Genomic DNA, 25,910 nt, shown 5'->3' with positions numbered 1-25,910 from the left:
AATTTCTGTAGCCTTCACTGCTGCCAGCTGGTGAACACATCGCGAGCCAGTTCAGATTCCGGGCGCAGGTTGTCGATGCCCTCGTAGGGGATGCCGCGCCCGATTTCGGAATGCGGGTGTTTCGCGATCATCTTCTGATGGCGTTTGATCATGTCCTGAAACGACGCTCCGGCCCAAAGTGAGTAACCGACCAAAGGGTGCAGTTCGCGTGGATCACGATAGATGTTGAAGGTCGGGGCCGCCGCTCCGGGTTGGCCGGGCGCGGGCAGGTGCATTTTGAATTCCTGCTTGACCACCGAGCGCAAAACCGGGCCTTCATAGACATATACATAATCGCGGCGACCGTTGCCTTCACCGTTCAGCAGCAGGGCGGTCTGATCGACACCATCGATGATGCGGTCGCGTGGGATATGATCAGTCGCGCCTGCGATCCGAGCCATTGTGGTATAGATATCAGACACATGAAAGATATCTCCGGCGGCGCTGTCAGCCTCGATTACTCCGGGCCAGCGAATGAATGCATCCGTGCGTACGCCACCTTCCAGATGTTGGGTCTTACCGCCACGATAGATCAGTTGATTGAGCCCCGAAGTTCCTTCGTAGTGGTACATCAGTCCATTGTCGGCCATCAAAACCACAATCGTGTTGTCGGCTTCTCCGGTTTCTTCGAGCTTGACCAGCAGGTCACCGATCCAGCCATCCAGTAGTTGCAGTTTGTCAGCATGAAACCCGCCGTTGCGAGAGATTGCGTTCTCGGCATGAACGAAATTCAGCGGGTAGAGCGGCCAATATTGCAGGAAAAACGGTTCTTCCTCGGCTGCGGCACGCTCCAATTGCTCAAGAGCCTGACGCTGATACCTCTCGTTCATCGCTTCATACTTGGCTTGGGTCCAGACCTCGCCCGGTGACATATCCACCTCTCGGGCGGTGCCGCCTGCTTCTGCCTCGACACCAGTCACCAGTCCGTAGGGTTTGAAACGCTCATCCAGCAGAAACTGATTGTTCTGCCCCTCAGGCACGTATCCGAGCATATTATTCGCGCGCATCGCCTCGGGGGTCATGAGGCTCAGTTGAACTTGTTGATGCAGGGGGAAGGCGGCCCAATCGAAACCTTGGTTGTGGGGGTAGGCCTGTTCGATGTCACCTTGGTGCCACTTGCCAACATGCACGGTGTTGTAGCCAACCTCTTTTAGGATCTCGGGCAGGGTCACCTCGCTGGCTGGAAGGCCTTCGCCTACCAGAGCCACTTTGACTTCTGTCACACCGGCACGCACCGGATGTCGCCCGGTCAGCATCGCCGTTCGGGTCGGCGTGCACGAGGGTTCCGTGTACATTCGCATCAGCGACAAACCTTCGGTGGCGAACTGGTTGATGCTGGGCGTTTCGATGCCCATGACGTAGTTCATCTTGCGATCACCCATCTGACCAAAGCTGATGTCGTCGATCAGGATGTACAGGATATTGGGTGGTTTGCCCCCGTTTGCGTCGCGGATTTCGGCCAGTTTCGCGTCAATCTCAATGTCCTGGGCATCCCAGACCGCGCCGAACTGGGCACGCAGAAATTCGAACTCACCATCGTGAATAATCGGGTTCTGTTGGGCATATGCCGAAGCTGCAGTCAGGATTAGCGCGGGCAAAATGTGTTTCAGTGTCATTTCAAGCCTTTCGTTTTATCCAAATGCCCGGGCGTACCCGGAACGTCTGACAGCTTTGCTTCGATAGAGCTTCGCAAATCAGTAACGGTTTCCGCCAGATCCGCGAGGTACCGAGGGCGAACGCCCGTGTCGGAAAGAGGAGACTGAGCCAGCTCGGTCATCATCTCCTGATAGTCGAGGCAAATCCGGTCGAACTCACTGTCTTGGGCGCGCATGTTTCGCAGCAGAACGGAGGTTCCCGGGAATTGTGCGTCAAAGAAGTCTTCTTCGTCCATCCGCGTTGCCTTCGTGGAAATTGCTCATAAAGCATGCATTCCCTGGAATATGACTTGAACGTATTAAGCCGCATGCTACCGTAGCACCATGGGGTCAAGCCATTGTCATGAAAGGATAGTTCTTGACTGCCCAGGCGGATAACAAACAACGTGACACAGCGCTTTCTTTCTCAGATGAGGAGGTGCGAAGTGCTCTTGAGCGGGTATTGAACTCAGGTGGCTTCAAAGGATCTGCCCGAATGCGGGCCTTTCTTAGCTATGTCGTGACCGAAGCGCTTGCGGGCCGCACGGATGAGATCCGCGCCAAGACCATTGCCATGGATGTTTATGGTTACAGCGCCGACGACTTGACCAAGCGGGAAGGGGTTGTGCGCGTTGATGCGGGTCGTGTCAGGCGAAAGCTAAAAGCTTACTACGGAGGTGATGGCGAAGCTGATCCCGTGGTGATTTCACTGCCTGTCGGTAGCTATGCACCCGAATTTACGCTGGGGAGTTCGCAAGCCCAGAACCCACAGGGCATTCGGCGAAGCGCGTTGGTCATCGCGTTCTTTCTGGCTTTGATTGGCTTAGGCATCTGGGTATCAGGCTATTACTCAAAGAATGAGCCTCGCAGCGCTGTGGGCCGAGGGCAAAGCGCGATTTATGACGTATCTCCCGCGCGGGTAGAAGCGATAAACCTTTGTAGTGCTGGCCGCGATGTGATGTTCCCCGTCGTTGACCTATCGCGCCTGCAACCGGCTTTGCTGATTTTTGAGACGGCGATTGAACGAGATCCACTCTTTTTCTGCGGCTATGCCGGAGCGGCACAGGTCGAGACCATGCTGGCCATTTTGTTGTTCTTTGAACCGGATGCAGAAAAGTATTTGAAGTCTGCCGATGAAAAAAGCGCCCATGCGATGGATATCGCACCTGATGAGGCTTGGGCGCTTTCGGCGCGGGCCTGGCTGGAATTTGCACTGGGCAATTACGATCGGGCATCAGCCCTGTCTCGCAGAGCCGTTGATCTGGCCCCCACCGATCCGCATGTCGCTGAGTTCGATGCACTTATTTCACTCTATACTCTGAATTTCGAGCGGATCCTCGCGCAATCTGAATGGTATGAAGAGCTTGCGGAACGCAGCGGCGGGCTTGTCTTTGGCAATGTACTAGGGTCTGCGCATTTTCATACCGGAGACTATGCAGCGGCGATCCGAACTTACGAGGACACGATCGAGCGCGGAGGACCATTTGGGCCGATATCAGCGGCCTATCTGATGGCCGCGCATTGGAACAATGGCGAACAAGTCGAGGCACAGCGTCTCGCCAATGTTTACCAGAAAACTTGGCCTGGTTTTCCGCTGGAGGCCCTGAAACGCCGCGTATTCAAAGAGTCGCAACCGGTTGATGCGCTTATTGCAGGCGTGAGGGCAGCGGGAGTCCCGTTGATCGACGGCGGGACCGCCCGCGAAAGTGATTGACTGGCAGGGTCTTATTCGTCCTGTGCGACCAGACCCAAACCGCGCAGATAGATTCCAATTCCGCTCTCCAGAAGGTCTTCAGGCGGGAAGGGGGAACTTGCGCCGGTATTGCGTGCGAAAAGTTCGACAACACCATGGCTCATGGCCCAGATATGGGCGCTGAACATCGAAGCGGGCGGACGCTTCTCCGGCGGAATATGCTGCGACAGATCGCTGGCGGCCTTTTCAAGCACGTTTTTGGCCCGGTTCGCGGCCAGCGCCAGTTCCGGTGTACGATTGATTGAAATCCCGCTTTCGAACATCGCGATATAATAGCCGGGGTGCTTGCGGGCGAAGGCAAGATAGGCGCGGCCCGTGGCCTCAAACGCCGCAAGCGCCGAGGGTTGCCCTTTGTCATAGGCAAATTGCATCAGGTCGGCGAACATCTCAAACCCCTGACGGGCAGCCTCGGCGATCAGGTCCTCACGCCCTTCGAAATGGCGATAGACGGCTGCGGGAGTGACCCCAGCGGTCTTTGCGGCCTCTGACAATGTAAAACCGGTTGGTCCCTTCTGTTCGATCAGGGATAAGGCGGCCTCCATCAAGGCTTGCTTTAGGTTTCCGTGGTGATATCCGCGTTTCGTCATCCCGGCCTCAGGCGCGTTTTATTGTATATATGCAGCGGCTAGGGCCTAATCCAGCATAGGCTGAGCAGAGTGTTGCAATTAGCTTATGCATCCCAGATTTCCGGACCACCACTGATCTTTTCATCCGGCATGCCCACTACTTCCAGGTTTTTGCCTTCGTAGTCGAGTTGGCTTAGCACGGTGCGAATGGCTGCCAGCCGGGCGCGTTTCTTGTCATCTGATCGAATGATCGTCCAAGGGCAGTTTTCGGAATGGCTTCGTGTAAGGGTTTCGGTAATCGACTGGCTGTATTCATCCCATTTGTGTAGGCCTGCGATGTCGATCGGGCTGAGTTTCCACTGCTTCAAAGGGTCGGTTTCGCGGGCAAGAAAGCGGTTCAATTGTTCGGCACGCCCGACATTCAGCCAGAACTTGAAAATGTGGATGCCATCATTGCTGAACCCGGTTTCCAAGGGCAGGACCTGCCGGAAAAACCGTTCACGCTCTTCCGTCGTGCAGAAGCCAAAGACATTTTCGACAACGCCCCGATTATACCAACTGCGATCAAAAAACACGATTTCACCGGCCGACGGGAGATGAGAGATATAGCGTTGGAAATACCATTGGCTGCGTTCTGCGTCCGAGGGTTTGCTGAGCGCCACGTTCCGCGCGCCCCTCGGGTTCAAATTCTCGCGGAACCGTTTGATGGTTCCGCCTTTGCCAGCGGCGTCACGGCCCTCGAATAGGATAGCGATGCGCTGGTCATTCTCCTTGACCCATCGCTGCATCTTGACCAGCTCAATCTGCAGACCTTCCATCTGCTGATCGTATTCTTTGCCTTTAAGCTTTTTGGAGTAGGGGTAGGTCGGGTTCAGAATTTCACCCTTCTTGGCCTCTTCAATAGCCGAGCGTATGGGTTTTGGGGCGTGGTTGTGAAAATAGTTCTCGATAGTGTCCGGGTCTGATTGGGTCATGCACGCCTCGCCATAAAATCCATATCTTACTATGAATTACGGATGGACTTAACGCAAACCCGCGCGCTCGGCTGCGCGGTCGATTGCGGCGGCAACCTCTGGGGCGGCCACAACCTGCGGCATGTGTCCTATGCCGTCCAATTCGATCAGCTCAGCGCCAGGGATTTGTTCGATCAGGCGCTCGGAATGCCAGCCCAGCCCGACAGTCGTATCCGCCGTACCGTGGACAATTTCGGTTGGCACGGAGATCTCGCCATAGCGGGGTTGAAGCTCGGTGATTTCATCCAGCAGATTTGCACGCTGTTTGGCATTTGCGTGCATCGAAGACTGGCGCATGGTCAAGCCCGGCCCGAAATGCTCGGCATATCCTTCGGGGGCTTTTTGCGGTGCAAACACCTGGTCCAACGCCTTCGTAACAAACCAGTCAGGAACAAATGCGCTGACCAAAGGCAAAGCAAGGGCGTTGCCCGCTGTCGTCGCACCAATAGTGTTGAACGCGTCGAGAGGTGTTTCCCACGGGATCGCCGCCGGAGCGATCAGGACCAAAGCTGCGATGTTGTCGGGCCGGGTGACAGCCCAGGCAAGCGAAACCGAACCGCCATAGCTTTGCCCGGCGACGATCGGTTTTTCTGCGCCTAGTTTCGATGCGGCCCGTTGTAGGATTTCCGCTTGTTCGACAATGGTTTCTCCGTCGGAGTTAAAGCTATCTGAGTATCCAAGACCCGGGCGGTCAAAGACGATGACGCGATAGGTCTCGGCCAGAATTGGGGCCAGCGCAAAAGTCATGTCGCGCGTGTTTCCGCTGGATCCGTGGATCAACACCACATCTGGCCCTTCTCCCATCACGACGGCATGAACTGCAACACCATCGACTTCGACGATCTGGCCTTCTGGCGGAAACGAAGCCTCGGCGCTGCTTTCACGCTGCGCGCTGCGCCATGCGGTCACAAGGGCGAGACCCACAAGCGCAACGCTGAGTGATATCAAAAGCTTACTGGCCAATTTTACTCATATCAAACGGGGTTGTCTGGTAAATTTCATTGATCCAGTTACCATAAAGCAGATGCGCGTGACTGCGCCACCTGTTCTGAGGGTTCTGGCTTGGATCATCGTCGGGATAGTAGTTGATAGGCACATTAATCGGCGTGTTATTTGCGATGTCCCGGTCATATTCCTGTTTGAGCGTATCGCTGTCATACTCAAAGTGATTGAAGATATAGAGCGCCCGATGCACGGGATCTTCGATCAGGCAGGGGCCGACATCATCACTGCCAAGCAGGGTGATCAGATCGGGAACCGCATCGATCTCGTATTGCCGCATCTCGGTCCAGCGGCTAACGGGTATCACGCAATCATCAGAAAAACCACGCAAAAATGGAGACGCGGGTGCAAGGTTCCGGTGCCGGAAGCAGCCAAAGGCCTTCGCATCCAGCATGTGTTTTTCAACGTCGTGGAAATGGTTGATCATCGCCATGCCGCCCCAGCATACGCCGAATGTGGAATGCACATTGGTCTGGGTCCACTCAAACACTTCGCGGATTTCATCCCAATAGGTGACGTCAGCGAAATCCAGATGTTCGATTGGTGCACCGGTTATGATCAGGCCGTCGAACTTCTGGTCCTTCACCTCCTGAAACGGATGGTAGAACTCGGCCATATGCTCGGCGGCGGTATTCTTAGTCTGATGTTCCGTCATACGGATTAGAGACAGCTCAATCTGCAGCGGGGTCGCTCCGATCAGGCGTGCGAACTGGTTTTCGGTTTGTATCTTCTTTGGCATCAGGTTCAAAAGCCCGATCCGAAGGGGGCGAATATCCTGCCGTGCGGCCTGATCATCAGCCATGACCATGACGCCCTCATTTGTCAGGACTTCAAAGGCGGGCAGGTCAGAGGGGATTTTGATCGGCATTTGGTCACGCTGTTGAAACTGCGAAGGAAGTCTGGAACTTAGGCGGGGTTGGGGCGGGTCTCAAGGGTGCGTTCGATCAACTCATCGAAATCGCCACTATCCCGCACTTTGGCGATGTCATCGGCTGCTATTGTAACGCCCCAATTTCGGGCCATCGCTTCATAGCGTGGCTGCCGGTGCGCCAGCGCTTGCGCATAGGTCCAGCGGATGAATGCATCCGGATCAACCTCGGTGCCGGAACACTTGTTGAGGGCGAGGTATTCGTCCCAAACCCTCTGCAGGAACTCGGCCTTATAGGACATAGGCTTTGGTGCCTTGTCGAAGCGTTTGATCAGTTCTTCAGTGTGGGCTTCATCGCCCTTGATCCAGATCATCAGGGTCTGGCGCGACAATTCAGTCAGAATGTGGTCATTTGGATTGTCAGGCTCTACCCATTCGCAGATTGACCCGCCGGTATCGCAGATAAAGTGTGGATAGCTATAAAGACGGTTGGCCCGATCTATGAAATACTTGGTATCCAACAGGGCATGGATTTCGGCCTGCCGAAACTGGTCTTGCCGCAGCTGATATTCCGAGATTTCAAGGCCGCCCAGATCGGGATTGCCCGGCTTGCCCAGATAAGTCGACACCGGGGTCAGGTTCTGAAACGTGATGTTCGACCCGATATATATTGAATCCGACAGCAAAAGCTCGCGGAGAAAGGGTACTTTCATCGCCTCAGCCTTGGCATTGTCCGCGATATGTTCGCCCATATAGCGGGTGCCGATGCGGTAATCGATTGAATAGTGGAACCAGTCCCCGGCATCTCGTAGCGTGTTTGAGACATAGGATTTTCCCAACCCGGACATACCGAAGAACAACACCTTCTTTCGCGCAGCCTGACGCCAGTCCGTTGCCGAGTTGTAGATCATAATCCGCCGTCCCTTGTTTTGCCCTAGCTAAAACGGGCCGCTGGCGGCGTCAATCGCGTCGGCGAGATCGGCTGAGGATGAGCAAGCCGATAGCCAGTACCGTAAAACCGATAAAAGCACGTGGTGGCAAAGCTTCATCGCGCACCAAAGCACCCATTAGTATTGCGATTGGCGGAATTATGAGCGTTACGAGCAGAACATTGCCGCTGCCTGCTTGTTGTAGCACCCGATAGTACAGCAAATAGGCTCCGGCTGTTGCCAGCAGGGCGTAATAGGCGATTGCCAGCCAGGTTTGCAGGGGCAGGCTGAAGGTCGGAACTCCATCGACCAACAACATAACAGGCGTCATCAGGATCGCAGATCCGGTCAACATACCTGCCGCGGCGATCTTAGGGGGAAGGGCGCTCATGTGGCTACGCGCCCAGATGGCTGCAAACGCATAAGAAAGCGTCCCAGCCAGGATCGCAACCTGACCCAGGTTGCTTGGGTTTAGGTTGCTAAACTGTCTGAGACCAATTGTGATTGAAACGCCCAGAAACCCAAGCCCTACGCCAAGGAGGCGGGTTTTGGTCAGCCTCTCGTCGCGAAAAAACAAGGCCGCTAAAAGGACGCCGAAGATCGCGGTGGCAGCGTTCAGAATCGATGTCAGCCCAGTTTCGACATAGAGCTGCCCCCAGGCCATAAGCGAGAATGGCAGGACATTGTTCAACAGCCCCATGATCAGAAAAATACCCCAGACCTTCGGATCGCTCGGGACCGGTTGGCGTTGAAAGATGATGACGATCCACAACGCCAGCGCTGCCCAAAAAACCCTGTGGAAAACTGATGTTATGACGGGAATCGTATCAAGCGCGATTCGGATCGCAAGGAATGACATTCCCCAAATGACACCAAGCAGTATCAATTCGGACCAAGTGCGAGCTGTGAGTGTTTTCTGAGAAGTCATGGCTTGTTCTGGCATCTCTCAATCAGCATATCGACCCGGAACATGCGAAAAAGCCCCACCGAGATGGCGGGGCTTAATATGCACATTTGCATCTGCTTTAGTTCAGCGCGTAAGTCACCTGAATACCAACGCTCCATGCGCTGTTGCCAGTGAACGTGGCACGGTTATCGGGGCCAGTACCGTTGGCAGTGGCATCCCCAATATCCGTATAGCGCACACCACCGGAAATCTTGGCCTTTTCAAGAGAGTAAGTGCCGCCCAGGCCGATACTCCAGAACCCATCCGTCGGGCCTAGGTTCGAGACCGAGTTCCCCTGAGAGCTCTCGTAACCCAGCGTTACCGCGCCAGAGAATTCTTCGCTAAACTGATAGCCGAGACCCAGTGAGTAGGTCCATGTCGCCTCTTCGTAGTCGACTAGGTTAATACCGGTCAGACCAGTATAGACCGGCGGTGCGTACACGGTTTGCGGCCAGTCAACCCAACGGATCGAACCAAACAACAGGGTTTTTGGCGCGACACCTGTTTGGAAATCGAGATTGACCGATTGAGGCGTCACAACCTCGGTCGATGAATCAGCGCTGACGCGACCCACGACGGGTATGCCGGGTGGTACAATTCCAGTGATGGCATCGTTGGCTTCGGTCTGCGACAGATCATGTGTGATTTTCGAGTTATAGGTCAGAGCGACCCGTGCGGCGATATCTGGCCGTTCCCAAGCAACACCGACAACGTAACCGAAATCGATCTCGGCATCGGTTTCAACGCGGTATCCGCCGGACGCGAATGGTGTTGTGCTTGCACCAGCGATCGGAACTGAAACACTTGCTTTCAGACGCTGGGCGCGGAGACCACCGATAACACTAAAGCCACCATCCAATTTGTAGCGAAGCAAAGCCGTGATCGCATCGGTATCTGCTTTTGCGCGAAGCACGTCAGTTGTTGCTCCGGGAAGACCTGCCAGAGCCAAGACATTCTGCGACAAGGGATAATCCGAAGAATAGTCGATATCCGCGCCAAACGGCTCGTCATAAACCAGCGCGAAGTCGAGCTTTTCGGTCAAAGAAGTCTTGTATGCCAGATGCGGCGTGAAAAAGCTGTTCGAGACATTGCCCGAGTCAATCGTTTCCCCAAACGTCGGGCTGGTCGGGATTTGATCCTCCATCGATCCGCTTACATCCGGCTTTGTATACCCAAGCCGAAACTGCACGACAGATCCCTCTTCGAACAGGATGTTAACACCTTGCCCACTTCGGTCTAGGCCGCCGGCCTGCGCCGCGGTTGCCCCAATGCACAACGCGCATGTGTGCAACAACACTCGTTTCATATATTCCTCCCTACACTGTCCAAATTGCCTGTTATACGCATCCTCATTGGGCGTATTCGGCCTCGTTACCGCTTTTTACTGTCTTAAACTTTAAAATTGGGTCAACCGGTGACGGAGCGTTATTCAGCAAAATAGCTCTATGCGGGTGTTGCTGAATTGTTACGGTTCTCGGACCAAACGTTCAGGAAAATCCCGGCAAAGATCACCACGGCCCCCAGAAGCGTCCAGTGATCCAGCGGCTCGTGATAAATGACCATCCCGAGGATCGCGATGGTCGGAAGGCGTGCAAAATCAAACGGCACGACCACGGTCGCAGGCGCGATGGCCAGGGCATTGGTAATACAGTAGTGGGCCAATAGGCCTGCCAAGCCGACAAGCAAAAGAAGCGGCGCAGTCGTTAAGGTTGGAAGTGTTATTTGCCCATCCAGACCTGATGCAACCAGACCCAAACCGGCCTGCATCAAAGTAAGCCAGAACATAATGCATCCGATGCTGGCTGTGCGCGTTAAGGACTTGGTCGATATTGCTGTTAACGCGAAGAAAATCGCAGATGCGGCCGCAGCAATAACGCCGGGACTAAGTGTGGCGGCCCCTGGACGGGCCACAATGAGAATCCCGGCAAATCCGATCAGGGCTGCGGTCAGACGCAAAGCGGTCAACCTCTCGTGCAGCAGCAGTGGGGATAGCAGGATCACCCAGATGGGTTGAGTGAATTCGAGTGCAAAGACCTGGGCCAACGGGATCACCGTTACTGCATAGAACCACAGGTTCTGCCCGGTGAAATGCAACACGTTCCGAATACCATGCAAACCAAGACGTTTGGTGGTTACCTGATGCCATTTGCGTGAAGCCGAGAGGACGATTGCCACCACGCAGATACCAACTAGGCTGCGATAGAACATGATCTCAAAGGTGTCGTGCGTCACGCTCAGCTCGCGGCCGGCAATGGCCATCGATGTGAATGAGGCGATCGCCCCTGTCATCCACAGCGCCGCCTTACCGATCTGCATTTTATTGCTGTTCATGAGATCTCTTACATGTGCTGTGGTGCAACGGGCTGAATAGATTGCGTTTTACCCGATGAAGCAAGGCTAAATGTAAGTCTGGCCGTCTATGATCGCTTTGGGTGAGGGGCTTAGATGATGCCAGTATTCTGACGCGAACCCGCAAATAAAAGGGGTTCTTAGCCGTTCGGCGTGCTGGCTCTGATACTCAGGTGGTTGGCAGAGCTTTGCTGACCGAATCGCCGTTCAACACGTATCGAGCACCGGTATGAGGGCAGGTAACCTCACCACGACCAGTGAGAGGTAAATCCAACTGCTCGCCATACTCGCTCATCCAGCCAATCTGTTTTGCAGCGACGCCCACCATCAGTGCGTATGGCTTCACGTCAGAATTAACAACGGCACCTGCGCCGATAAAAGCGTATTCCCCGATTGTGGCACCGCAAACGATTGTGCAATTGGCGCCCAGCGTGGCCCCTCTCTTTACCAGAGTATTGCGGTATTCGGCCTTTCGTTCGATCAATGAACGCGGGTTGTACACATTCGTGAACACCATGCTCGGCCCACAGAATACGCCGTCTTCCAGCGTGATGTTGTCATAGATCGAAACGTTGTTCTGAATTTTGCAATCGTCGCCAATTATGACCTTGTTCCCAACGAAGACATTCTGCCCGAGTGAAACATTTCGGCCCAGCTTGGCGCCTCCGCAGATGTGCACCCAATGCCAGATTCGGCAGCCATCTCCGATCTGCGCGCCTTCATCGACGATTGCCGTTTCATGTACCGAGTAGTTGCTCATCGAATTGTCCTTCTCCCGTCAAACGCGGTGCATTTCAGCACTGTCGAGGGGGAATAATCATTCCCATTCAATCGTTCCGGGAGGTTTCGAGGTGATGTCGTAAGTGCACCGGTTGATGCCCTTGACTTCGTTGATGATACGCGTGGCGGTTTCACCGAGGAATTCGTGGCTGAACGGATAGTAGTCCGCTGTCATGCCATCGACGGATGTGACCGCGCGGAGGGCGCAGGCATAATCGTATGTTCGTCCATCCCCCATTACACCGACTGTGCGCACCGGAAGAATGGCGACAAAGGCCTGCCAAATCTCATCATACAGACCATGTTTGCGAATCTGGTCGATATAGATGGCATCGGCTTCGCGCAGGATCTCAAGCTTTTCGCGAGTTATCTCACCCGGGCAGCGGATGGCAAGGCCGGGGCCGGGGAAGGGGTGGCGACCGATGAAGCTGTCGGGCAGGCCCAACTCGCGGCCCAACGCGCGGACCTCGTCCTTGAAGAGTTCACGCAGAGGCTCGACCAGCTTCAGGCCCATCTTTTCAGGCAGGCCACCCACATTGTGGTGCGATTTGATGGTCACAGATGGACCGCCTGAAAACGACACGGATTCAATCACATCTGGATACAAGGTGCCCTGTGCCAAGAACTCGGCGCCGTCGATTGTGTCGGCGTGTTTCTGGAACACGTCGATGAACAGCTTGCCGATAATCTTGCGCTTGGTTTCAGGATCGGATTGTCCATCAAGTTCACCCAGGAACAGTTCGCTTTCGTCCGCGTGGATCAACTGGATGTTGTAATTGTCGCGGAACATGCCGACGACTTCGGCAGCCTCGTTCTTGCGTAGCAGCCCATGGTCGACAAACACGCAGGTCAGCTGATCGCCAATCGCCTCATGTATCAGGATCGCCGCAACCGAGCTGTCGACACCGCCAGACAAGCCACAAATGACTTTTTTGTCCCCGACCTGTTCGCGGATCTTGCGGATCATCTCGTCCCGATAAGCCCCCATGGTCCAATCGCCCTTGAACCCTGCCAGTTTGACAAAATTCTCATAGAGCTTTGCACCCTTGGGTGTGTGATGAACCTCGGGGTGAAATTGCACCGCATAGAAATGACGCGAGGCGTCGGCCGTGATGGCATACGGCGCGTTGGGTGAAGTGCCGAACACCTCAAAACCCGGAGCGATTTCGCTTACATGATCGCCGTGGCTCATCCAGACCTGCTCGTCACCTTCGGCGAACCAGCCATCGAGGATATCAAGCCGATTATTCTGAGTAACAAATGCGCGGCCAAATTCTGCGGTGCCGTGCCCGCTTTCAACCTTGCCGCCCAGTTGATGCATCATCACCTGCTGACCATAGCAGATGCCCAGGATCGGCACGCCGTAGTCAAAAATCTCTTGCGGGGCGCGGGGTGAACCCTCGCGCGTAACACTGTCAGGGCCGCCCGAAAAAATGACGGCCTTGGGCGCCATCTCTCGCACGAAATCCATCGTGACGTTCTGGTAGGGGTGGATTTCGCAATAGACGTTCAGTTCGCGCAAGCGGCGGGCAATAAGCTGCGTCACCTGGCTGCCGAAGTCGATGATCAAAAGGCGGTCATGGCTGTCTTGGGTCATGATTGGCTATTAGGTCGCAAGCCTTGCTTGTGCAAGCGTAATGACGTCAATTCAGCGAGGAGGCTGATACATGACCACCATAAAACTCAGAACTGCCGAACGAAGCGACGCCAAGTCGATACAAGTTTGTATAGCAAGCGCTTATGCCGATGCGATGAGAGACATTGCCGATCTGCCGGATGTTACGTCTGGTATCGAGGAAGAGATCGCAGAGCATCAGGTCGTCATTGCTGAAGTGGACGGTACATTTTTTGGTGTCATCATATTTGATCAACAGGCCGAGGCTATGATGATATTCAATCTCGCCGTTTCGCCAGAGGCTCAGGGCAAGGGTATTGCGCGGCAACTGCTTGCAGTTGCTGAAGCTAAGGCCGTTGAGGCCGGGCTTTCAGTCCTGCGCTTGCGGACACATCGGCTGATGCGTGCAACCCGCGAAATGTACACTCATCTGGGGTGGGTTGATGTCGAGGTGTCAGGAAACACTGTCGTTATGCAGAAAAAGGCAAAGTAGTAACCGACAGACATATGTCGCAGCGGCCCGCGGTTCATGTCGCTTTTACCTCTAGAGCGCCGTAAACTACCTGTGGCGGAGTTTGCCGTTCATGTAACACATCTACCAAACCAACCAATCACGGGATTTACTCAATGGCAGAGGCAAACACCCGGCGCAGGGCACGGGGTGGCGGTGGTGCCGCCCGTCGTGCCGAGCGTACGGCGGTCAAGATCGAAACCGCGAAATATATCGAACGCAATATCCCCAATTTCGAGGTCCTCAACGAAGAGGCGCTGGAGATTATCGAAACCAATGCGGAAACCGTATTGGCTGAGATTGGCGTCAATTTCGTAGACAATCCGGCAGCGCTTGAGCGCTGGAAAGACGCGGGTGCAGATGTCGATGGTGAGCGGGTCCGCCTGCCGCGCGGCCTGGCACGTGAGCTGATCAAGACCGCCCCTAGCGAATTTACCCAGTACGCCCGCAATCCTGAGAAATCGGTAGTCATCGGCGGCCGCAATATGGTTCTGGCTCCGGTCTATGGCCCTCCGTTCGTACGCGATGCGCAAGGCGGACGTCGTTACGCGACAATGGACGATTTCAACAAGTTCGTGAAGCTGGCCTACATGTCCAAGTGGCTGCACCATTCGGGCGGTACGGTCTGCGAACCGACAGATATTCCGGTAAACAAGCGCCATTTGGACATGCTGATGGCGCATATGACTCTGTCCGACAAACCGTTCATGGGTTCGGTCACTGATCCTAGCCGGGCGCAGGATTCGATCGAGATGTGCGAGATTCTGTTCGGCAAAGAGTTCGTGCAGAACAACACCGTGATGACATCGTTGACCAACATCAACTCGCCGATGACCTTTGACGACGTGATGATGGGTTCTCTGGAAGTTTATGCCGCAAAAAATCAGGCCTGCATTATTTCGCCGTTCATCGTGGGTGGTGCTATGGCACCTGTTTCGGTCGCGGGCACGCTGACGCAGGTTCTGGCCGAGGTCATGGCAGGTGTAGCATATAGCCAGATCATCCGTCCGGGTGCTCCTGCGATCTTTGGGGCATTCGTATCGTCGATCGACATGAATTCAGGAGCGCCGACCTTTGGCACCCCAGAGGCTTCGCACGTCACTTATGGCGCGGGTCAGTTGGCGCGCCGACTGGGTCTACCATATCGCTCTGCGGGTTCGTTCTGTGGTTCAAAATTGCCGGATGCGCAAGCTGCGTATGAGACCGCGAACTCGTTGAACATGGGCCTTATGTCGGGTGTGAATTTCATGCTGCATTCCTGCGGTTGGCTCGAAGGCGGCTTGGTGGCGGATTTCGAGAAATTCGTCATGGATGCCGATCAGTTGGGCGTCTTGCACGGATTGGCCAAAGGTGTGGCCTATGACGAGAATGCACAGGCGATGGACGCCATCCGCGAAGTCGGTCCCGGAGGTCACTATTTGGGTTGTGCCCATACGCAAGCCAACTTCAAGGAAGCGTTCTGGAAAACCGATCTCTTGGATTACAAGCCGTTTGAGACATGGGAAGAAGAAGGCGCCCGCGATACACGGACGCTGGCTTCGGCACGGATTGAGCATCTGTTGGCGAACTACCAGCAGCCGCAGCTTGACCCTGATGTAAAGGCGGCGCTCGACGCATATGTTGCCGAAAAGAAAGCATCGATGCCGGACGCGTTCACCTGATTACTGATACTGCGTTGCGCGACTGGCCTGATACAGTTGCGCTTCGCCATTCAATGCAATCAGCAGATCAAGATGGCGAACCAGTGAATAGGCCGCATCATCTTCGATGCGTTGCGCGTTAATCTCACGCTCCAATTCCAGCAAACGGATCAACGCTGCACCAGTGCCCGGTGTTGATCCATATCCAAGAAGCCGTTGCAGGTGGCGGTCGCGATTATAGTCCTGCACCCCGATCTTGGCGGCACGGGCCAGTAATCGCGGGCGGCGGAGTGTGGTGATCATGGTCATCAGGTCCTGCACGGCAGCTTTCCTTCTTTTTCAATTTCGCTGTCTGAAATGTGACACAACCTAAGCGGGTGTTGCCTTGTGCGGGATCACCCCGAACTATGGTTTCACCACTGTTTATCTTTTTGAATCAATTCTGCTCTGTGCCGTCTGTGATTAACGAACGAGTAACGAAAGCAACTCTAGTTAGATTTGGTTAACTAAGAATCCGACGGCTAAAACTGTCAGTTTGTTTTGTCGACGAGGGCGAAGAAATATGGAAAACAGCGTGGCATTCACTGTTCCGGCATGGGTTCCCGAAGGGGCGCAACGATATCTGGACCATACGGAGTCAGGGCGATCTATTCGGGATATTGCGCGGTCCGCCGGGTGCCATGCCTCGACCATTTTGCGTCAGATCCGCAGGGTTGAGATGCGCAGGGACGATCCTTTGGTGGATGCAGCTCTGCATTCTCTGGCCCAGTCACACTTTGCGCCAATGGAGCGCACAGGTTCTTCATTTGCAATCGTGACGTCTGAGGCAGGACGGCCCGAAGCCCAAGACGACGAATTCGAGCGCGAGTCGCTGCGTGTACTGAGGCGCATGTGTGAATCCGGTGCCGTGCTTGCCGTGGCCGAGGATATGGACAAGGCTGTTGTGGTTCGGGACAACGGCAAAGGAGGAACTACCAAAACAGCAGTTGTAGATTGCCGGATCGCGCAGGCTCTGGCGCTGAATGATTGGATTTCATGCGATAGTCCGGGTCGGATCTCGCGCTACCGGATTTCAACCTCGGGCAGGGCTGCGCTAAGTCATTTGATTGCCGAGGCCGAAAACCGAGCGCGCACGCAGAATGAATTTGGCATGGCGGAAGCGCAGGCCGCATTCAAACCCGCAACTGCGGGTGCAAGGGCGCCATCACAGCCTCGCGTCCGTTACAGCACTGTGGAAAGCCCGCTGATCGCTTTGGCGCGCCGCCGCGACCGGGATGGCAAGCCGTTTCTGGATGAAACTCTGGTGAGCGCGGGCGAGCGCTTGCGTGAAGATTTCGAACTGGCCCAGATCGGACCTCAGGTCACACAGAATTGGGATCGCTTTCTGACAGGCGGTGGACGCGGTGACTTTGCCTCGGACAGCCAGGTGGGGCGAGGACCTTCTGGTGCCAGGGATCGTGTGGCCCGCGCGCTGTCTGACCTTGGGCCGGGTTTGAGCGACGTCGCGCTGCGCTGTTGTTGTTATCTAGAAGGGCTTGAGCTGGCTGAAAAGCGGATGGGCTGGTCTGCGCGATCAGGCAAGATCGTGCTGCGGATCGCGTTGCAAAGGCTGAAGCGCCACTACGAGGACCAGACCGAGCGGGATCGGATGATCGGCTGAAGGATTCATGCAGCCATATACCGGCCTTGCGGAAATGACCCTAAATGATAGTCAGGGGTTATGAATTTCACCTTCCGCCAGCTGCAATATTTCCAAGCCGTCGCCGAACAACGTAACTTTGGCCGTGCCGCGCAGGTCTGCCATGTTTCGCAGCCTGCGCTTTCAGTTCAAATCAAGTCACTGGAAGACTCGATCGGTGGGCCGTTGTTCGAACGGCAGGCCCGCGACATCCTGTTGACACCACTTGGTCGAGACGTTTTGGACTATGCCCAACATGTCCTGAACGCGGCCGAACGGTTGGACCGGTTTGCACGCGACCATTCGGGTGGCCATAGGTCCCTGTCGATCGGGATTATTCCTACGGTTGCACCTTATTTGCTGCCGGGGGTGCTGGCTGGGTTGCGGGCTGCGGATGTCTCGTTACGGGTTCAGATTCGCGAGGCCCGGACCGAGCGGCTGCTATCCATGTTGGGCTTGGGCGAAATAGATGCCGCCGTACTGGCGCTACCCTTGGGAAATGGAACTTTCCACGAAGAGCCACTGTTCGAAGATCGGTTCTTGCTGGCAGGAAGTCAGACTCGCTTGAATCGATTGACCATCAGCCCGGAAGAGTTGCGGCCTGTGGACTTGAAGGCAGCGCAATTGATGCTGTTGGAAGACGGGCACTGCCTGACAGATCAGGCGCTAGAAGTTTGCGGTCAGGATCGTACCAGCGGCCAAATTAATATGGGTGCGTCCTCACTTGCCACGTTGTCGCGTTTGGTCGCCGAAGGGTTTGGCCTGACGTTGATGCCTGAACTTGCGGCGCAGGCCGAGACGGATGCAGTCCCCGGATTGCGATTGTTGCGATTTGGTGCGCCGCAACCGGCGAGGACCATTGGCCTTGTGCGTCGCAGCTCGACCGGAGCAGAGGAGTGGTTCGATCGATTGGCGCAAGTAATCCGGCAGGTCGGTGAAGACGTGGTAGCTAAAACTCGAACCTAACGAAAAAGGCCCGCCGAAATGGCGGGCCTTTCAAAGTAGGGCATGACAGGATTATGCCAGCGCCGGTTCGCGGGCTTCGTCCAGATGCTTCATTAGGTTTTCCGGGGACGACACGCCGTAAGGGTCTTCGGGGCAGTTATCCATCAGGCCGGGCTCTTCGAACCATGCCTCCACAACGCCATCGTTGACGATGGCTGCGTAACGCCACGAGCGCATGCCAAAGCCCAGATTGTCCTTGTCGACCAGCATACCCATTTTACGCGTGAACTCACCGGACCCATCAGGAATGACCTTGACGTTTTCCAGACCCTGATCGGCGGCCCATTTGTTCATGACAAAGCTGTCGTTGACGGACATGCAGTAGATTGCATCGATGCCCTTGGCCGCAAAATCGCCGTGGCCTTTTTCGAAACCAGGCAATTGATAGGTCGAGCATGTCGGGGTGAATGCGCCGGGCAGCGAGAACAGGATAACACGCTTGCCTGCAAAATAATCCGCAGTTGTCTTGTCTTCCCAACGGAACGGGTTGGGGCCTTCGACGGCCTCATCGCGGACACGGGTGTGGAAGGTTACGTCAGGCAGTTTTGCACCGGTTTTCATCATCAAACTCCTGTGATTCACATATGTTTGCCGCGAGAGTTAAAATGATTCTAACTCGGCTTCAATGATATATATGCTGCAAAAGCATAATATCTTTGATGGCGTTAAAGCATTATAAGTAATGCGTAAAATGATGTGCATGGTCACTTTCGCTGCACGCGCGTAGACGTGCCGCATAGCGGCTATGCGCCGCTGGTGTAACCAAATGAGTCGGTCTATGTTATGAACAAAGAAAACCGACCCAAAGTCAGGAAAGCCAGCCGTGCGTGATCTGAAAATACCCGAGCAAAGACACCCCGAAAAGGCACATCGACCTGACAATGCGGCTCCGCGCAAGCCGAACTGGATTCGGGTCAAAGCGCCGGGTGGCAAGGGCTATGCCGAGACGCATAAGATCATGCGTGACAACAATCTGGTCACCGTCTGCGAAGAAGCCGGATGCCCGAATGTGGGTGAGTGCTGGAGCCAGGGTCACGCGACCATGATGATCATGGGCGAGATTTGCACGCGCGGCTGTACATTCTGCAACATCGCGACCGGTAAGCCGGATACTCTGGATGCATTTGAACCGGGTCGCGTGGCGCATGCGGTGCAGAAGCTGGGCTTGAACCATGTGGTCATCACATCCGTGGACCGGGATGACCTGCAGGATGGAGGGGCTGACCATTTCGCCCAAACCATACGCGCAGTACGCCACCGCTCGCCCAAGACTACGATCGAGATTCTGACGCCGGATTTCCTGAAATGCGATCCCTCGGTGCTTGAGATTGTTGTCGAGGCCAAGCCAGATGTGTTCAATCATAATCTTGAAACGGTGCCGGGCCTATATCCTCAGGTGCGTCCCGGTGCGCGATATTTCCACTCATTGCGCTTACTGCAGCGGGTCAAAGAAATGGACCCGTCCATTTTCACCAAATCCGGCATAATGGTCGGACTGGGCGAGGACGAGCAGCAAGTTCGTCAGGTCATGGATGACATGCGCGCGGCGGATATCGATTTTCTGACTATCGGCCAGTATCTGCAGCCAACACCCAAGCATCATGGCATTGACCGCTTTGTTACACCCGAAGAGTTTGCGGCCTATGAAAAAGCTGCGTTCGGCAAAGGTTTCCTTATGGTCTCGGCAACTCCTTTGACCCGGTCGTCTTACCATGCGGGCGATGATTTCGCCCGTTTGCGCGAAGCTCGACAAAAGAAGTTGAATCAGAGGTGAAACCCGAACTTCAATCCTGGCTTACCGAAAAGCGCCATGAACTGCATCAAGTGCCTGAGATATCGGGCGAGGAACGTGGAACCGCGACGAGTATCTCGAACTTGCTTCAGGCGTGTGATCCCGATGCGGTTCTGACAGGTATTGGTGGCCACGGTGTCGCCGCGGTTTATGATAGCGGACAGCCCGGACCAACCATCGGAATCCGGTGTGAATTGGACGGTTTACCGATCCAGGAAATCTCAAGTGCCCGATACGCGTCGCAACATCCCGGAAAGGGGCATCTTTGCGGGCATGATGGCCATATGGCGATGGTGCTTGGTGTTGCCTTTGTATTGGGGGACAAGCGTCCGACCAAGGGGCGGGTGGTTCTGATTTTTCAACCCGCCGAAGAAACCGGTCAAGGTGCGATTGCCTATCGTGCTGATCCCAAGTTTGCGGATATCGCTCCGGACTATGTGTTTTCTTTGCACAATTTGCCGGGTTTGGAATTGGGCGGGGTTGAGCTTTGCTCGGGTCCGGCGAATTGCGCCTCGCGTGGGATGCGAATTGTTTTGACGGGCAAAACCTCTCACGCGGCGGCTCCTCAGGATGGAGTGTCGCCAGCCGGTGCGCTGGCAGAGCTTATGCCTGCTTTGGCCATTCTGGGGCAGGGTGGGGCGCTGGATGCAGAATATGCGCTGACAACGGTAACCCATGCTAGGCTGGGTGAGGCCACTTTTGGTATCGCACCCGGTCAGGCCGAACTGTGGGTGACCCTGCGCACGGTCTCGGACAGCCGGATGGCAAGCCTGATCCGCGACGCAGAACAGCTGGTGACTACACGTGCTCAGGCACAGGGATTAGGTGTTGAAATCACCTATGACGATGTGTTTGAGGCTTGCACAAATTCGGGTGAAGCCGTGCAGATCCTGTCAGAGGCCTGCCAAAGCCGCGACATTCCTTGCAAGCTGGTTGCGACACCACAAAGGTTTTCGGAAGATTTCGGGCAGTTCGGAAAAGGCGCAAAAAGCGCCATGTTCTGGCTAGGCGCGGGGCGGGATCATCCGCAGCTACACAACCCCGACTATGATTTCCCGGATGCTTTGATCCCGATCGGGACAGATATTTTTTTGGCTGCTATCGAACAAACGCTCAAGGCCTGAGTTTTCTGGGCTGGCTTTCTGCCCATTCGGGCCACCAACCCATATATTCAATTCCGGCAATCATCAGGCAGATAAGGATCGCGCCAAACACCAGTTTCACGCGCCGTTCCGAGGGCGGGTTTCGCCCCCATTTCGACATGCGAACAAAATGGCGCAGACTCATCAGTCCTGATCTTCGACAAATCGAACCTTGCCGATAAACGGCAGGTTGCGATTGCGCTGCGCATAGTCGATGCCATAACCCACGACAAATTCATCAGGGATTTCAAACCCGATCCAGTCCGAGCGGAAATCAACCTCGCGCCGGCTGGGTTTGTCCAGAAGGGCGATGGATTTCAACCGGTGCGGCTTGCGGGTGCGGAGCAGCTTGGAGACGTGGTTCAGGGTATGGCCAGTATCCACGATATCCTCGACCACCAAAACATCGCGCCCTTCAATAGCGCCGCGTAAGTCCTTAAGAATACGAACTTCTCGACTGCTTTCCGTCGAGTCTCCGTAGGATGATGCCTCAAGAAAATCGACCTCGATGGGCAGGTCCAGCTCACGCACCAGATCAGCGATAAAGACGAAGCTGCCGCGCAGCAGGCCGACAACGACCAGCTTGTCGGTGCCGCCGAATTCAGCCGTTATTTCGCGGCAAAGCTCTTCGATCCGGGCAGCAATTGCCTTGGCCGAGATCATCTCATCTATCACATATGCGCGCTGGCTCATCGCTGCCCCCTTGATCTTTGGCGCGCAACATACGAAATCACGCGCCATTGTCACCAGTTAATCCCGGATATCATGCCAACCCATTCCGAGACCCGCCCGCTGCCTTACACCGCTCAGCAGATGTATGATCTGGTCGCGGATGTGGCGAAATACCCCGAGTTCCTGCCATGGTGCGCGGCGGCCCGCATTCGTCGGACCTATCAAGCCGGAGATGGCAAGGTGATGGAGGCGGATCTGGTGATTTCATTCAAGGTGTTCCGCGAACGCTTTGGCAGTCGGGTCACGCTATTTGATGAGCTTAAACGGATCGATACCGAGTATCTGGACGGCCCCTTCAAATATATGCGCTCGGATTGGGAGTTCGAAGATACGGATGATGGCTGCAACGTCTCGTTCCACGTTGATTTCGAATTCAAGAACGCGGTTCTGCAAGGAATCATTGGCGTGGTTTTCAACGAAGCCATGCACCGTATCGTCCGAGCATTTGAACAACGTGCTGCCGTCCTGTACGGCTGAGGCTTTACGCCCGAGCGGCGCGCGCTAGACTGCGCCACATGACCGATTTGACAACTGCCCTTGCCGAGTTTGCTGCTGGTTCTGTGTCGACCACGGCGCAGGCTCGTATCGTGACATCTCTATCCGCGTTGGACTGGCTTGCTGTGGGGCGGGCAGGCGCAGATGAGCCGGTTTCCCGCATCATACGTCAGATGGTTCTTTCCGAGAGCGGTGCCGCACAGGCGCGTTTGTTCGGAGGCGGTGATGCGCCGCTACGCGCAGCTGCGCTGGTGAATGGTACCATTTCTCATGCGCTTGATTATGACGACACGCATTTCGCTCATATCGGTCATCCATCGGTTGCTGTTTTTCCTGCAGCCCTTGCTCTTACTGCGTGGGAAGACCGACCTCTGGTCGATCTGCTTGAGGCAGCGCTAGTGGGAATGGAGTTATCGATCCGCATCGGTTTGTGGCTTGGTCGTGGTCATTATCAGGCTGGTTTTCACCAAACAGCCACGGCTGGTGCGTTTGGGGCTGCGGTGGCTGCGGGTCGGATTATGGCATTTGACGTAAAGCAGATGCGTGACCTGCTGGGGCTAACCGCGACCCGGGCCTCAGGGCAGAAATCACAGTTCGGGACTATGGGTAAACCCTATAACGCTGGACTTGCGGCCTCGAACGGGGTTGAGGCCGCCCAGTTGATCCGCAACGGTTTTCAACCCGGTGCTGACGCATTGGAAGGCCCGTTTGGGTTTGGGGCGACACATTTGGGGGCTGACGATTTAGCTGCTGCGCTTGATGGTTTGGGGGACGAGTGGCTGTTCGAAAGCATCAGCCACAAATTCCACGCTTGCTGCCATGGCCTGCACGCGGCGCTTGAGGCTGCGCGCGATCTCGACATCGCCGAGCCTGAGGTGGCCGAGATCAAGATCAAAACCCACCCCCGCTGGATGAGTGTGTGCAATCAACTGCAGCCGACCAGTGGGTTAGGAGCGAAGTTTTCCTATCGTACCGTGATCGCAATGCAGGCAATGGGCTACGATACAGCTCTGCCAGGGAGCTATTCCGACAAGATTTGTGCTGATCCAAGGCTACAATCCTTAAGGGACCGAATCACGGTCGAGGCGGATGAGAGTCTGTCTGAGACACAAGCCCATCTGTCCCTGTTACGCCGGGACGGCGCGCGCCGCGAGGCCAGCCATGATCTGCTGGCACCGATGTCTCTATCGGATCGCGAAGATCGCGTCAGGGAGAAAGCGGCGAAGCTGATCGGGGGGGATGAGGCGGACGCCATCTGGTCGATGCTGCGCACCGGCGGGCGCGCAGCGGATTTGGCTGAAAGGTTAACCGATTAAGTGACCCGCCAATGCAGCGGAAAGCCCGGATCGAATACGGTCACGGGGCCGTCGCCGCTTTCGATTTTGGCCGGATAGACGACCTCATCGCCTTTGGTCAGCGTGATGGTCTCTTCGTTCACTGGCAGGCGATAGAAGGCCGGGCCGTTGAGTGACGCGAACGCCTCTAGCTTGTCCAACGCATCTGCGCGCTCGAACATTTCGGCCAGCAGTGACATTGTATTAGTTGCAGTGAAACAGCCGGCGCAGCCACAGGCCATTTCCTTGTTAGCATCCGTGTGCGGCGCGCTGTCTGTGCCCAAGAAGAAACGCGTATCGCCTGATGTCGCGGCGGTCAGCAGCGCCAGCCGATGCTCTTCGCGCTTGGCGACCGGCAAGCAGTAGTAATGCGGCTTGATGCCGCCAACCAGAATGTGGTTGCGGTTGATGATCAGGTGATGCGTTGTAATCGTCGCACCCAGATCTTTCTCGTTCGCCTTGACGTAATCCACGCCGTTTGACGTCGTGATGTGCTCCATCACCACGCGCAGTCCGGGTGTTGCTTTGCGAATCGGATCAAGAACGCGGTCGATGAACACCGCCTCACGATCGAAGATATCGATCTCGGCATCCGTGACTTCGCCGTGCACACACAGCGGCAGACCGATCTCGGCCATCTTCTCCAGCACCGGGCGCACCTTGTCGAAATCGCGAACGCCAGAAGACGAGTTGGTTGTTGCCCCAGCCGGGTACAGTTTGACTGCCTTGACCAGCCCGCTTGCATGTGCGGCGGCCACATCCGCCGGGTCCGTGTCTTCGGTCAGGTAGAGCGTCATCAGCGGCTCAAACGTCATATCCTCAGGCAGAGCAGCAAGGATGCGGTCCCGATAAGCTGCTGCGTCGTCACCTTTGACAACGGGCGGAACCAGATTCGGCATGATGATGGCACGGGCAAAATGGCGCGCGGTTTCAGGCAAGACGGCTTGCAGCATCGCGCCATCGCGCAGATGCAAATGCCAGTCATCGGGGCGGCGGATCGTCAGGGATTGGGTCATGGCCCCCGGCTAACACAGCCGCTTGGGTGGTGAAAGACCCTCTTGCCCTTGCCGATGAGACAGATCGCCGTAAGTCACTGACGGATGGTGGTCTTGACCTCTGGTTGTGGTCATGACCTGTTGGGGCGCAGGAAAAAGGGGAACTCATGACACAGCCAAACTCCATCGATGCCGTGCAAGAGCTTTTGGGCTCTGAGGGTTATGTCTGTGGCCGGGCTTTGGCGACGGTTGTGTTTCTTTCGCTGAAACTTGGTCGACCTCTATTTCTGGAAGGCGAGGCGGGCGTCGGCAAGACTGAGATCGCCAAGGCGCTGGCCGCAGGATTGGGGCGGCGCCTGATCAGGTTGCAGTGCTACGAAGGCCTTGATGCCTCTTCCGCTGTGTATGAGTGGAATTTCCCCGCCCAGATGGTGGCGATCCGAACCGCAGAAGCGTCGGGTGGGGCGGACCGAGGCGCGTTGCAGACCGAGCTGTTCTCGGATGACTATCTGATCGAACGCCCCTTGCTGCAGGCCATGCGTCCGGATGCCAATGGGGCACCTGTATTGCTAATTGACGAATTAGACCGGACCGACGAACCCTTTGAGGCTTTCTTGCTGGAGGCGCTCAGTGACTTTCAGGTCACGATCCCCGAGCTTGGTACTGTCAAAGCTCCAGAACCGCCGATCGTGATCGTTACCTCGAACCGTACGCGCGAAGTACACGACGCACTGAAACGCCGCTGCCTATATCATTGGGTTGATTACCCTGACTTTGCGCGCGAAATCGAAATCCTGCACGCACGGGCTCCCGAAGCGGCAGAAGCGCTGAGCCGTGAGGTGGTCGCCTTTGTTCAGCGCTTGCGCACTGAAGATTTGTTCAAGAAACCGGGGGTGGCCGAGACTATCGATTGGGCCAAGTGCCTGCTGGCGCTGGACGTTATCAACCTCAGTCCCGAAGTAATCGGCGATACGTTGGGTGCCATCCTGAAATACCAGGACGACATCCAAAAGTTGCAGGGGTCCGAGGCCAAACGCATTCTGGATCAGGCAAAAGCCGATCTCGAACCAGCCTGATGCTTCATATGCTCGA

Annotated in this window: 27 protein-coding genes; 10 read left to right on the top strand and 17 right to left on the bottom strand. The window is 55.7% G+C overall.

All coding sequences use genetic code 11. The features are described from left to right. Positions 1-14 precede the first annotated feature (14 nt). A complete protein-coding gene (locus AC2TEM_RS02855) occupies positions 15-1,655 on the bottom strand; it encodes a sulfatase-like hydrolase/transferase (protein ID WP_170421296.1) in 1,641 nt (546 codons plus the stop codon). Continuing rightward, positions 1,652-1,930 (bottom strand): hypothetical protein, encoded by a 279-nt coding sequence (locus tag AC2TEM_RS02850; RefSeq protein ID WP_170421299.1) that lies wholly within the window; start codon positions 1,928-1,930, stop codon positions 1,652-1,654. Before AC2TEM_RS02850 ends, AC2TEM_RS02855 begins: the two co-directional genes overlap by 4 nt. 239 nt (positions 1,931-2,169) lie before the next feature. On the opposite strand from AC2TEM_RS02850, the gene AC2TEM_RS02845 reads away from it, so the two are divergent. After that, positions 2,170-3,387: a tetratricopeptide repeat protein gene (locus AC2TEM_RS02845; RefSeq protein ID WP_255612111.1), complete on the top strand. Its 1,218-nt coding sequence runs from the start codon at positions 2,170-2,172 to the stop codon at positions 3,385-3,387. 11 nt (positions 3,388-3,398) lie between these two features. Here AC2TEM_RS02845 and AC2TEM_RS02840 read toward each other — a convergent pair whose 3' ends face one another. From AC2TEM_RS02840 to guaA, 10 genes are all read right to left on the bottom strand, one after another. Then, positions 3,399-4,013 carry a TetR/AcrR family transcriptional regulator gene (locus tag AC2TEM_RS02840; protein ID WP_170393260.1) on the bottom strand — a complete coding sequence of 205 codons (615 nt, stop codon included), beginning with the start codon at positions 4,011-4,013 and terminating at the stop codon, positions 3,399-3,401. 83 nt (positions 4,014-4,096) lie between these two features. After that, complete coding sequence (gene ppk2, locus AC2TEM_RS02835; RefSeq protein ID WP_170393259.1) at positions 4,097-4,966, bottom strand: polyphosphate kinase 2; 870 nt, start codon at positions 4,964-4,966, stop codon at positions 4,097-4,099. A gap of 48 nt (positions 4,967-5,014) precedes the next feature. Next, positions 5,015-5,968, bottom strand: a complete 954-nt coding sequence (locus AC2TEM_RS02830; RefSeq protein WP_170421303.1) for an alpha/beta fold hydrolase — start codon at positions 5,966-5,968, stop codon at positions 5,015-5,017. Further along, positions 5,958-6,875 (bottom strand): homoserine O-acetyltransferase MetA, encoded by a 918-nt coding sequence (metA, locus tag AC2TEM_RS02825; RefSeq protein WP_170393257.1) that lies wholly within the window; start codon positions 6,873-6,875, stop codon positions 5,958-5,960. The genes AC2TEM_RS02830 and metA overlap by 11 nt, the downstream gene beginning before the upstream one ends. Before the next feature lie 38 nt (positions 6,876-6,913). Further along, complete coding sequence (locus AC2TEM_RS02820; RefSeq protein ID WP_170421305.1) at positions 6,914-7,786, bottom strand: ATPase; 873 nt, start codon at positions 7,784-7,786, stop codon at positions 6,914-6,916. A 49-nt stretch (positions 7,787-7,835) separates the two neighbouring features. Further along, positions 7,836-8,747: a DMT family transporter gene (locus AC2TEM_RS02815; protein ID WP_480855976.1), complete on the bottom strand. Its 912-nt coding sequence runs from the start codon at positions 8,745-8,747 to the stop codon at positions 7,836-7,838. A gap of 82 nt (positions 8,748-8,829) precedes the next feature. After that, the gene (locus AC2TEM_RS02810; protein ID WP_170393255.1) at positions 8,830-10,056 is read right to left on the bottom strand and encodes an OmpP1/FadL family transporter; all 1,227 of its coding nucleotides are present in this window, start codon (positions 10,054-10,056) and stop codon (positions 8,830-8,832) included. A gap of 137 nt (positions 10,057-10,193) precedes the next feature. Further along, the gene (locus AC2TEM_RS02805; protein WP_170421307.1) at positions 10,194-11,081 is read right to left on the bottom strand and encodes a DMT family transporter; all 888 of its coding nucleotides are present in this window, start codon (positions 11,079-11,081) and stop codon (positions 10,194-10,196) included. A gap of 187 nt (positions 11,082-11,268) precedes the next feature. Next, complete coding sequence (locus tag AC2TEM_RS02800; RefSeq protein ID WP_170421309.1) at positions 11,269-11,859, bottom strand: acyltransferase; 591 nt, start codon at positions 11,857-11,859, stop codon at positions 11,269-11,271. A gap of 57 nt (positions 11,860-11,916) precedes the next feature. After that, positions 11,917-13,476, bottom strand: a complete 1,560-nt coding sequence (gene guaA / locus AC2TEM_RS02795; protein WP_480590580.1) for a glutamine-hydrolyzing GMP synthase — start codon at positions 13,474-13,476, stop codon at positions 11,917-11,919. A 70-nt stretch (positions 13,477-13,546) separates the two neighbouring features. Here guaA and AC2TEM_RS02790 point away from each other — a divergent pair, with 70 nt between their 5' ends. Then, positions 13,547-13,987, top strand: a complete 441-nt coding sequence (locus AC2TEM_RS02790) for a GNAT family N-acetyltransferase (RefSeq protein ID WP_480855975.1) — start codon at positions 13,547-13,549, stop codon at positions 13,985-13,987. Between the two features lie 134 nt (positions 13,988-14,121). Next, entirely contained in the window at positions 14,122-15,666 is a 1,545-nt protein-coding gene (locus AC2TEM_RS02785; RefSeq protein ID WP_480855974.1) for a trimethylamine methyltransferase family protein, read from the top strand. Here the strand turns inward: AC2TEM_RS02785 and AC2TEM_RS02780 are convergent, their stop codons facing one another. Further along, positions 15,667-15,954: a DUF6477 family protein gene (locus tag AC2TEM_RS02780; protein ID WP_480855973.1), complete on the bottom strand. Its 288-nt coding sequence runs from the start codon at positions 15,952-15,954 to the stop codon at positions 15,667-15,669. 253 nt (positions 15,955-16,207) lie between these two features. Between AC2TEM_RS02780 and AC2TEM_RS02775 the strand changes: the two genes are divergently transcribed. Next, positions 16,208-17,305, top strand: a complete 1,098-nt coding sequence (locus AC2TEM_RS02775) for a DUF6456 domain-containing protein (protein ID WP_170421319.1) — start codon at positions 16,208-16,210, stop codon at positions 17,303-17,305. A 60-nt stretch (positions 17,306-17,365) separates the two neighbouring features. After that, on the top strand, positions 17,366-18,289 hold the full coding sequence (locus AC2TEM_RS02770) for a hydrogen peroxide-inducible genes activator (protein ID WP_170421321.1): 924 nt from the start codon (positions 17,366-17,368) through the stop codon (positions 18,287-18,289). Positions 18,290-18,340: 51 nt separating this feature from the next. On the opposite strand, the gene AC2TEM_RS02765 is transcribed toward AC2TEM_RS02770, so the two are convergent. Next, positions 18,341-18,889 carry a peroxiredoxin gene (locus AC2TEM_RS02765; protein ID WP_170393246.1) on the bottom strand — a complete coding sequence of 183 codons (549 nt, stop codon included), beginning with the start codon at positions 18,887-18,889 and terminating at the stop codon, positions 18,341-18,343. 262 nt (positions 18,890-19,151) lie between these two features. Here AC2TEM_RS02765 and lipA point away from each other — a divergent pair, with 262 nt between their 5' ends. After that, positions 19,152-20,102: a lipoyl synthase gene (gene lipA, locus AC2TEM_RS02760; protein ID WP_170421324.1), complete on the top strand. Its 951-nt coding sequence runs from the start codon at positions 19,152-19,154 to the stop codon at positions 20,100-20,102. Continuing rightward, entirely contained in the window at positions 20,099-21,244 is a 1,146-nt protein-coding gene (locus AC2TEM_RS02755) for an amidohydrolase (RefSeq protein WP_480753403.1), read from the top strand. The genes lipA and AC2TEM_RS02755 overlap by 4 nt, the downstream gene beginning before the upstream one ends. Here AC2TEM_RS02755 and AC2TEM_RS02750 read toward each other — a convergent pair. Together AC2TEM_RS02750 and hpt are read right to left on the bottom strand one after the other, a co-directional pair. Then, positions 21,234-21,407, bottom strand: coding sequence for a hypothetical protein (locus AC2TEM_RS02750; RefSeq protein ID WP_170421327.1), 174 nt, complete (start codon positions 21,405-21,407; stop codon positions 21,234-21,236). The two genes, AC2TEM_RS02755 and AC2TEM_RS02750, sit on opposite strands and share 11 nt — an antisense overlap. Continuing rightward, the gene (gene hpt, locus AC2TEM_RS02745) at positions 21,407-21,955 is read right to left on the bottom strand and encodes a hypoxanthine phosphoribosyltransferase (protein ID WP_480753400.1); all 549 of its coding nucleotides are present in this window, start codon (positions 21,953-21,955) and stop codon (positions 21,407-21,409) included. The genes AC2TEM_RS02750 and hpt overlap by 1 nt, the downstream gene beginning before the upstream one ends. Positions 21,956-22,027: 72 nt before the next feature. Between hpt and AC2TEM_RS02740 the strand changes: the two genes are divergently transcribed. Both AC2TEM_RS02740 and AC2TEM_RS02735 read left to right on the top strand, forming a co-directional pair. Continuing rightward, the gene (locus tag AC2TEM_RS02740; RefSeq protein ID WP_170405416.1) at positions 22,028-22,471 is read left to right on the top strand and encodes a type II toxin-antitoxin system RatA family toxin; all 444 of its coding nucleotides are present in this window, start codon (positions 22,028-22,030) and stop codon (positions 22,469-22,471) included. Positions 22,472-22,509: 38 nt separating this feature from the next. Continuing rightward, positions 22,510-23,805 (top strand): MmgE/PrpD family protein, encoded by a 1,296-nt coding sequence (locus AC2TEM_RS02735; protein WP_170421331.1) that lies wholly within the window; start codon positions 22,510-22,512, stop codon positions 23,803-23,805. Here the strand turns inward: AC2TEM_RS02735 and pyrC are convergent. Continuing rightward, positions 23,802-24,839 carry a dihydroorotase gene (gene pyrC / locus AC2TEM_RS02730; RefSeq protein WP_480561571.1) on the bottom strand — a complete coding sequence of 346 codons (1,038 nt, stop codon included), beginning with the start codon at positions 24,837-24,839 and terminating at the stop codon, positions 23,802-23,804. The two genes, AC2TEM_RS02735 and pyrC, sit on opposite strands and share 4 nt — an antisense overlap. Positions 24,840-24,985: 146 nt before the next feature. Here pyrC and AC2TEM_RS02725 point away from each other — a divergent pair, with 146 nt between their 5' ends. Continuing rightward, on the top strand, positions 24,986-25,894 hold the full coding sequence (locus tag AC2TEM_RS02725; protein ID WP_170421335.1) for an AAA family ATPase: 909 nt from the start codon (positions 24,986-24,988) through the stop codon (positions 25,892-25,894). Positions 25,895-25,910 lie beyond the last annotated feature (16 nt).

It is taken from the genome of Ruegeria sp. HKCCD3925 (assembly GCF_057221175.1).
This window is presented reverse-complemented; position numbering and strand designations above follow the sequence as displayed.

What these genes read in the sequence shown, in the direction of transcription:
- AC2TEM_RS02855 (WP_170421296.1), bottom strand. Translation starts at nt 1,655, where the DNA reads ATGACACTGAAACACATTTTGCCCGCGCTAATCCTGACTGCAGCTTCG.
- AC2TEM_RS02850 (WP_170421299.1), bottom strand. Translation starts at nt 1,930, where the DNA reads ATGGACGAAGAAGACTTCTTTGACGCACAATTCCCGGGAACCTCCGTT.
- AC2TEM_RS02845 (WP_255612111.1), top strand. Translation starts at nt 2,170, where the DNA reads ATGCGGGCCTTTCTTAGCTATGTCGTGACCGAAGCGCTTGCGGGCCGC.
- AC2TEM_RS02840 (WP_170393260.1), bottom strand. Translation starts at nt 4,013, where the DNA reads ATGACGAAACGCGGATATCACCACGGAAACCTAAAGCAAGCCTTGATG.
- ppk2 (WP_170393259.1), bottom strand. Translation starts at nt 4,966, where the DNA reads ATGACCCAATCAGACCCGGACACTATCGAGAACTATTTTCACAACCAC.
- metA (WP_170393257.1), bottom strand. Translation starts at nt 6,875, where the DNA reads ATGCCGATCAAAATCCCCTCTGACCTGCCCGCCTTTGAAGTCCTGACA.
- AC2TEM_RS02820 (WP_170421305.1), bottom strand. Translation starts at nt 7,786, where the DNA reads ATGATCTACAACTCGGCAACGGACTGGCGTCAGGCTGCGCGAAAGAAG.
- AC2TEM_RS02815 (WP_480855976.1), bottom strand. Translation starts at nt 8,747, where the DNA reads ATGCCAGAACAAGCCATGACTTCTCAGAAAACACTCACAGCTCGCACT.
- AC2TEM_RS02810 (WP_170393255.1), bottom strand. Translation starts at nt 10,056, where the DNA reads ATGAAACGAGTGTTGTTGCACACATGCGCGTTGTGCATTGGGGCAACC.
- AC2TEM_RS02805 (WP_170421307.1), bottom strand. Translation starts at nt 11,081, where the DNA reads ATGAACAGCAATAAAATGCAGATCGGTAAGGCGGCGCTGTGGATGACA.
- AC2TEM_RS02800 (WP_170421309.1), bottom strand. Translation starts at nt 11,859, where the DNA reads ATGAGCAACTACTCGGTACATGAAACGGCAATCGTCGATGAAGGCGCG.
- guaA (WP_480590580.1), bottom strand. Translation starts at nt 13,476, where the DNA reads ATGACCCAAGACAGCCATGACCGCCTTTTGATCATCGACTTCGGCAGC.
- AC2TEM_RS02790 (WP_480855975.1), top strand. Translation starts at nt 13,547, where the DNA reads ATGACCACCATAAAACTCAGAACTGCCGAACGAAGCGACGCCAAGTCG.
- AC2TEM_RS02785 (WP_480855974.1), top strand. Translation starts at nt 14,122, where the DNA reads ATGGCAGAGGCAAACACCCGGCGCAGGGCACGGGGTGGCGGTGGTGCC.
- AC2TEM_RS02780 (WP_480855973.1), bottom strand. Translation starts at nt 15,954, where the DNA reads ATGACCATGATCACCACACTCCGCCGCCCGCGATTACTGGCCCGTGCC.
- AC2TEM_RS02775 (WP_170421319.1), top strand. Translation starts at nt 16,208, where the DNA reads ATGGAAAACAGCGTGGCATTCACTGTTCCGGCATGGGTTCCCGAAGGG.
- AC2TEM_RS02770 (WP_170421321.1), top strand. Translation starts at nt 17,366, where the DNA reads ATGAATTTCACCTTCCGCCAGCTGCAATATTTCCAAGCCGTCGCCGAA.
- AC2TEM_RS02765 (WP_170393246.1), bottom strand. Translation starts at nt 18,889, where the DNA reads ATGAAAACCGGTGCAAAACTGCCTGACGTAACCTTCCACACCCGTGTC.
- AC2TEM_RS02750 (WP_170421327.1), bottom strand. Translation starts at nt 21,407, where the DNA reads ATGAGTCTGCGCCATTTTGTTCGCATGTCGAAATGGGGGCGAAACCCG.
- hpt (WP_480753400.1), bottom strand. Translation starts at nt 21,955, where the DNA reads ATGAGCCAGCGCGCATATGTGATAGATGAGATGATCTCGGCCAAGGCA.
- AC2TEM_RS02740 (WP_170405416.1), top strand. Translation starts at nt 22,028, where the DNA reads ATGCCAACCCATTCCGAGACCCGCCCGCTGCCTTACACCGCTCAGCAG.
- AC2TEM_RS02735 (WP_170421331.1), top strand. Translation starts at nt 22,510, where the DNA reads ATGACCGATTTGACAACTGCCCTTGCCGAGTTTGCTGCTGGTTCTGTG.
- pyrC (WP_480561571.1), bottom strand. Translation starts at nt 24,839, where the DNA reads ATGACCCAATCCCTGACGATCCGCCGCCCCGATGACTGGCATTTGCAT.
- AC2TEM_RS02725 (WP_170421335.1), top strand. Translation starts at nt 24,986, where the DNA reads ATGACACAGCCAAACTCCATCGATGCCGTGCAAGAGCTTTTGGGCTCT.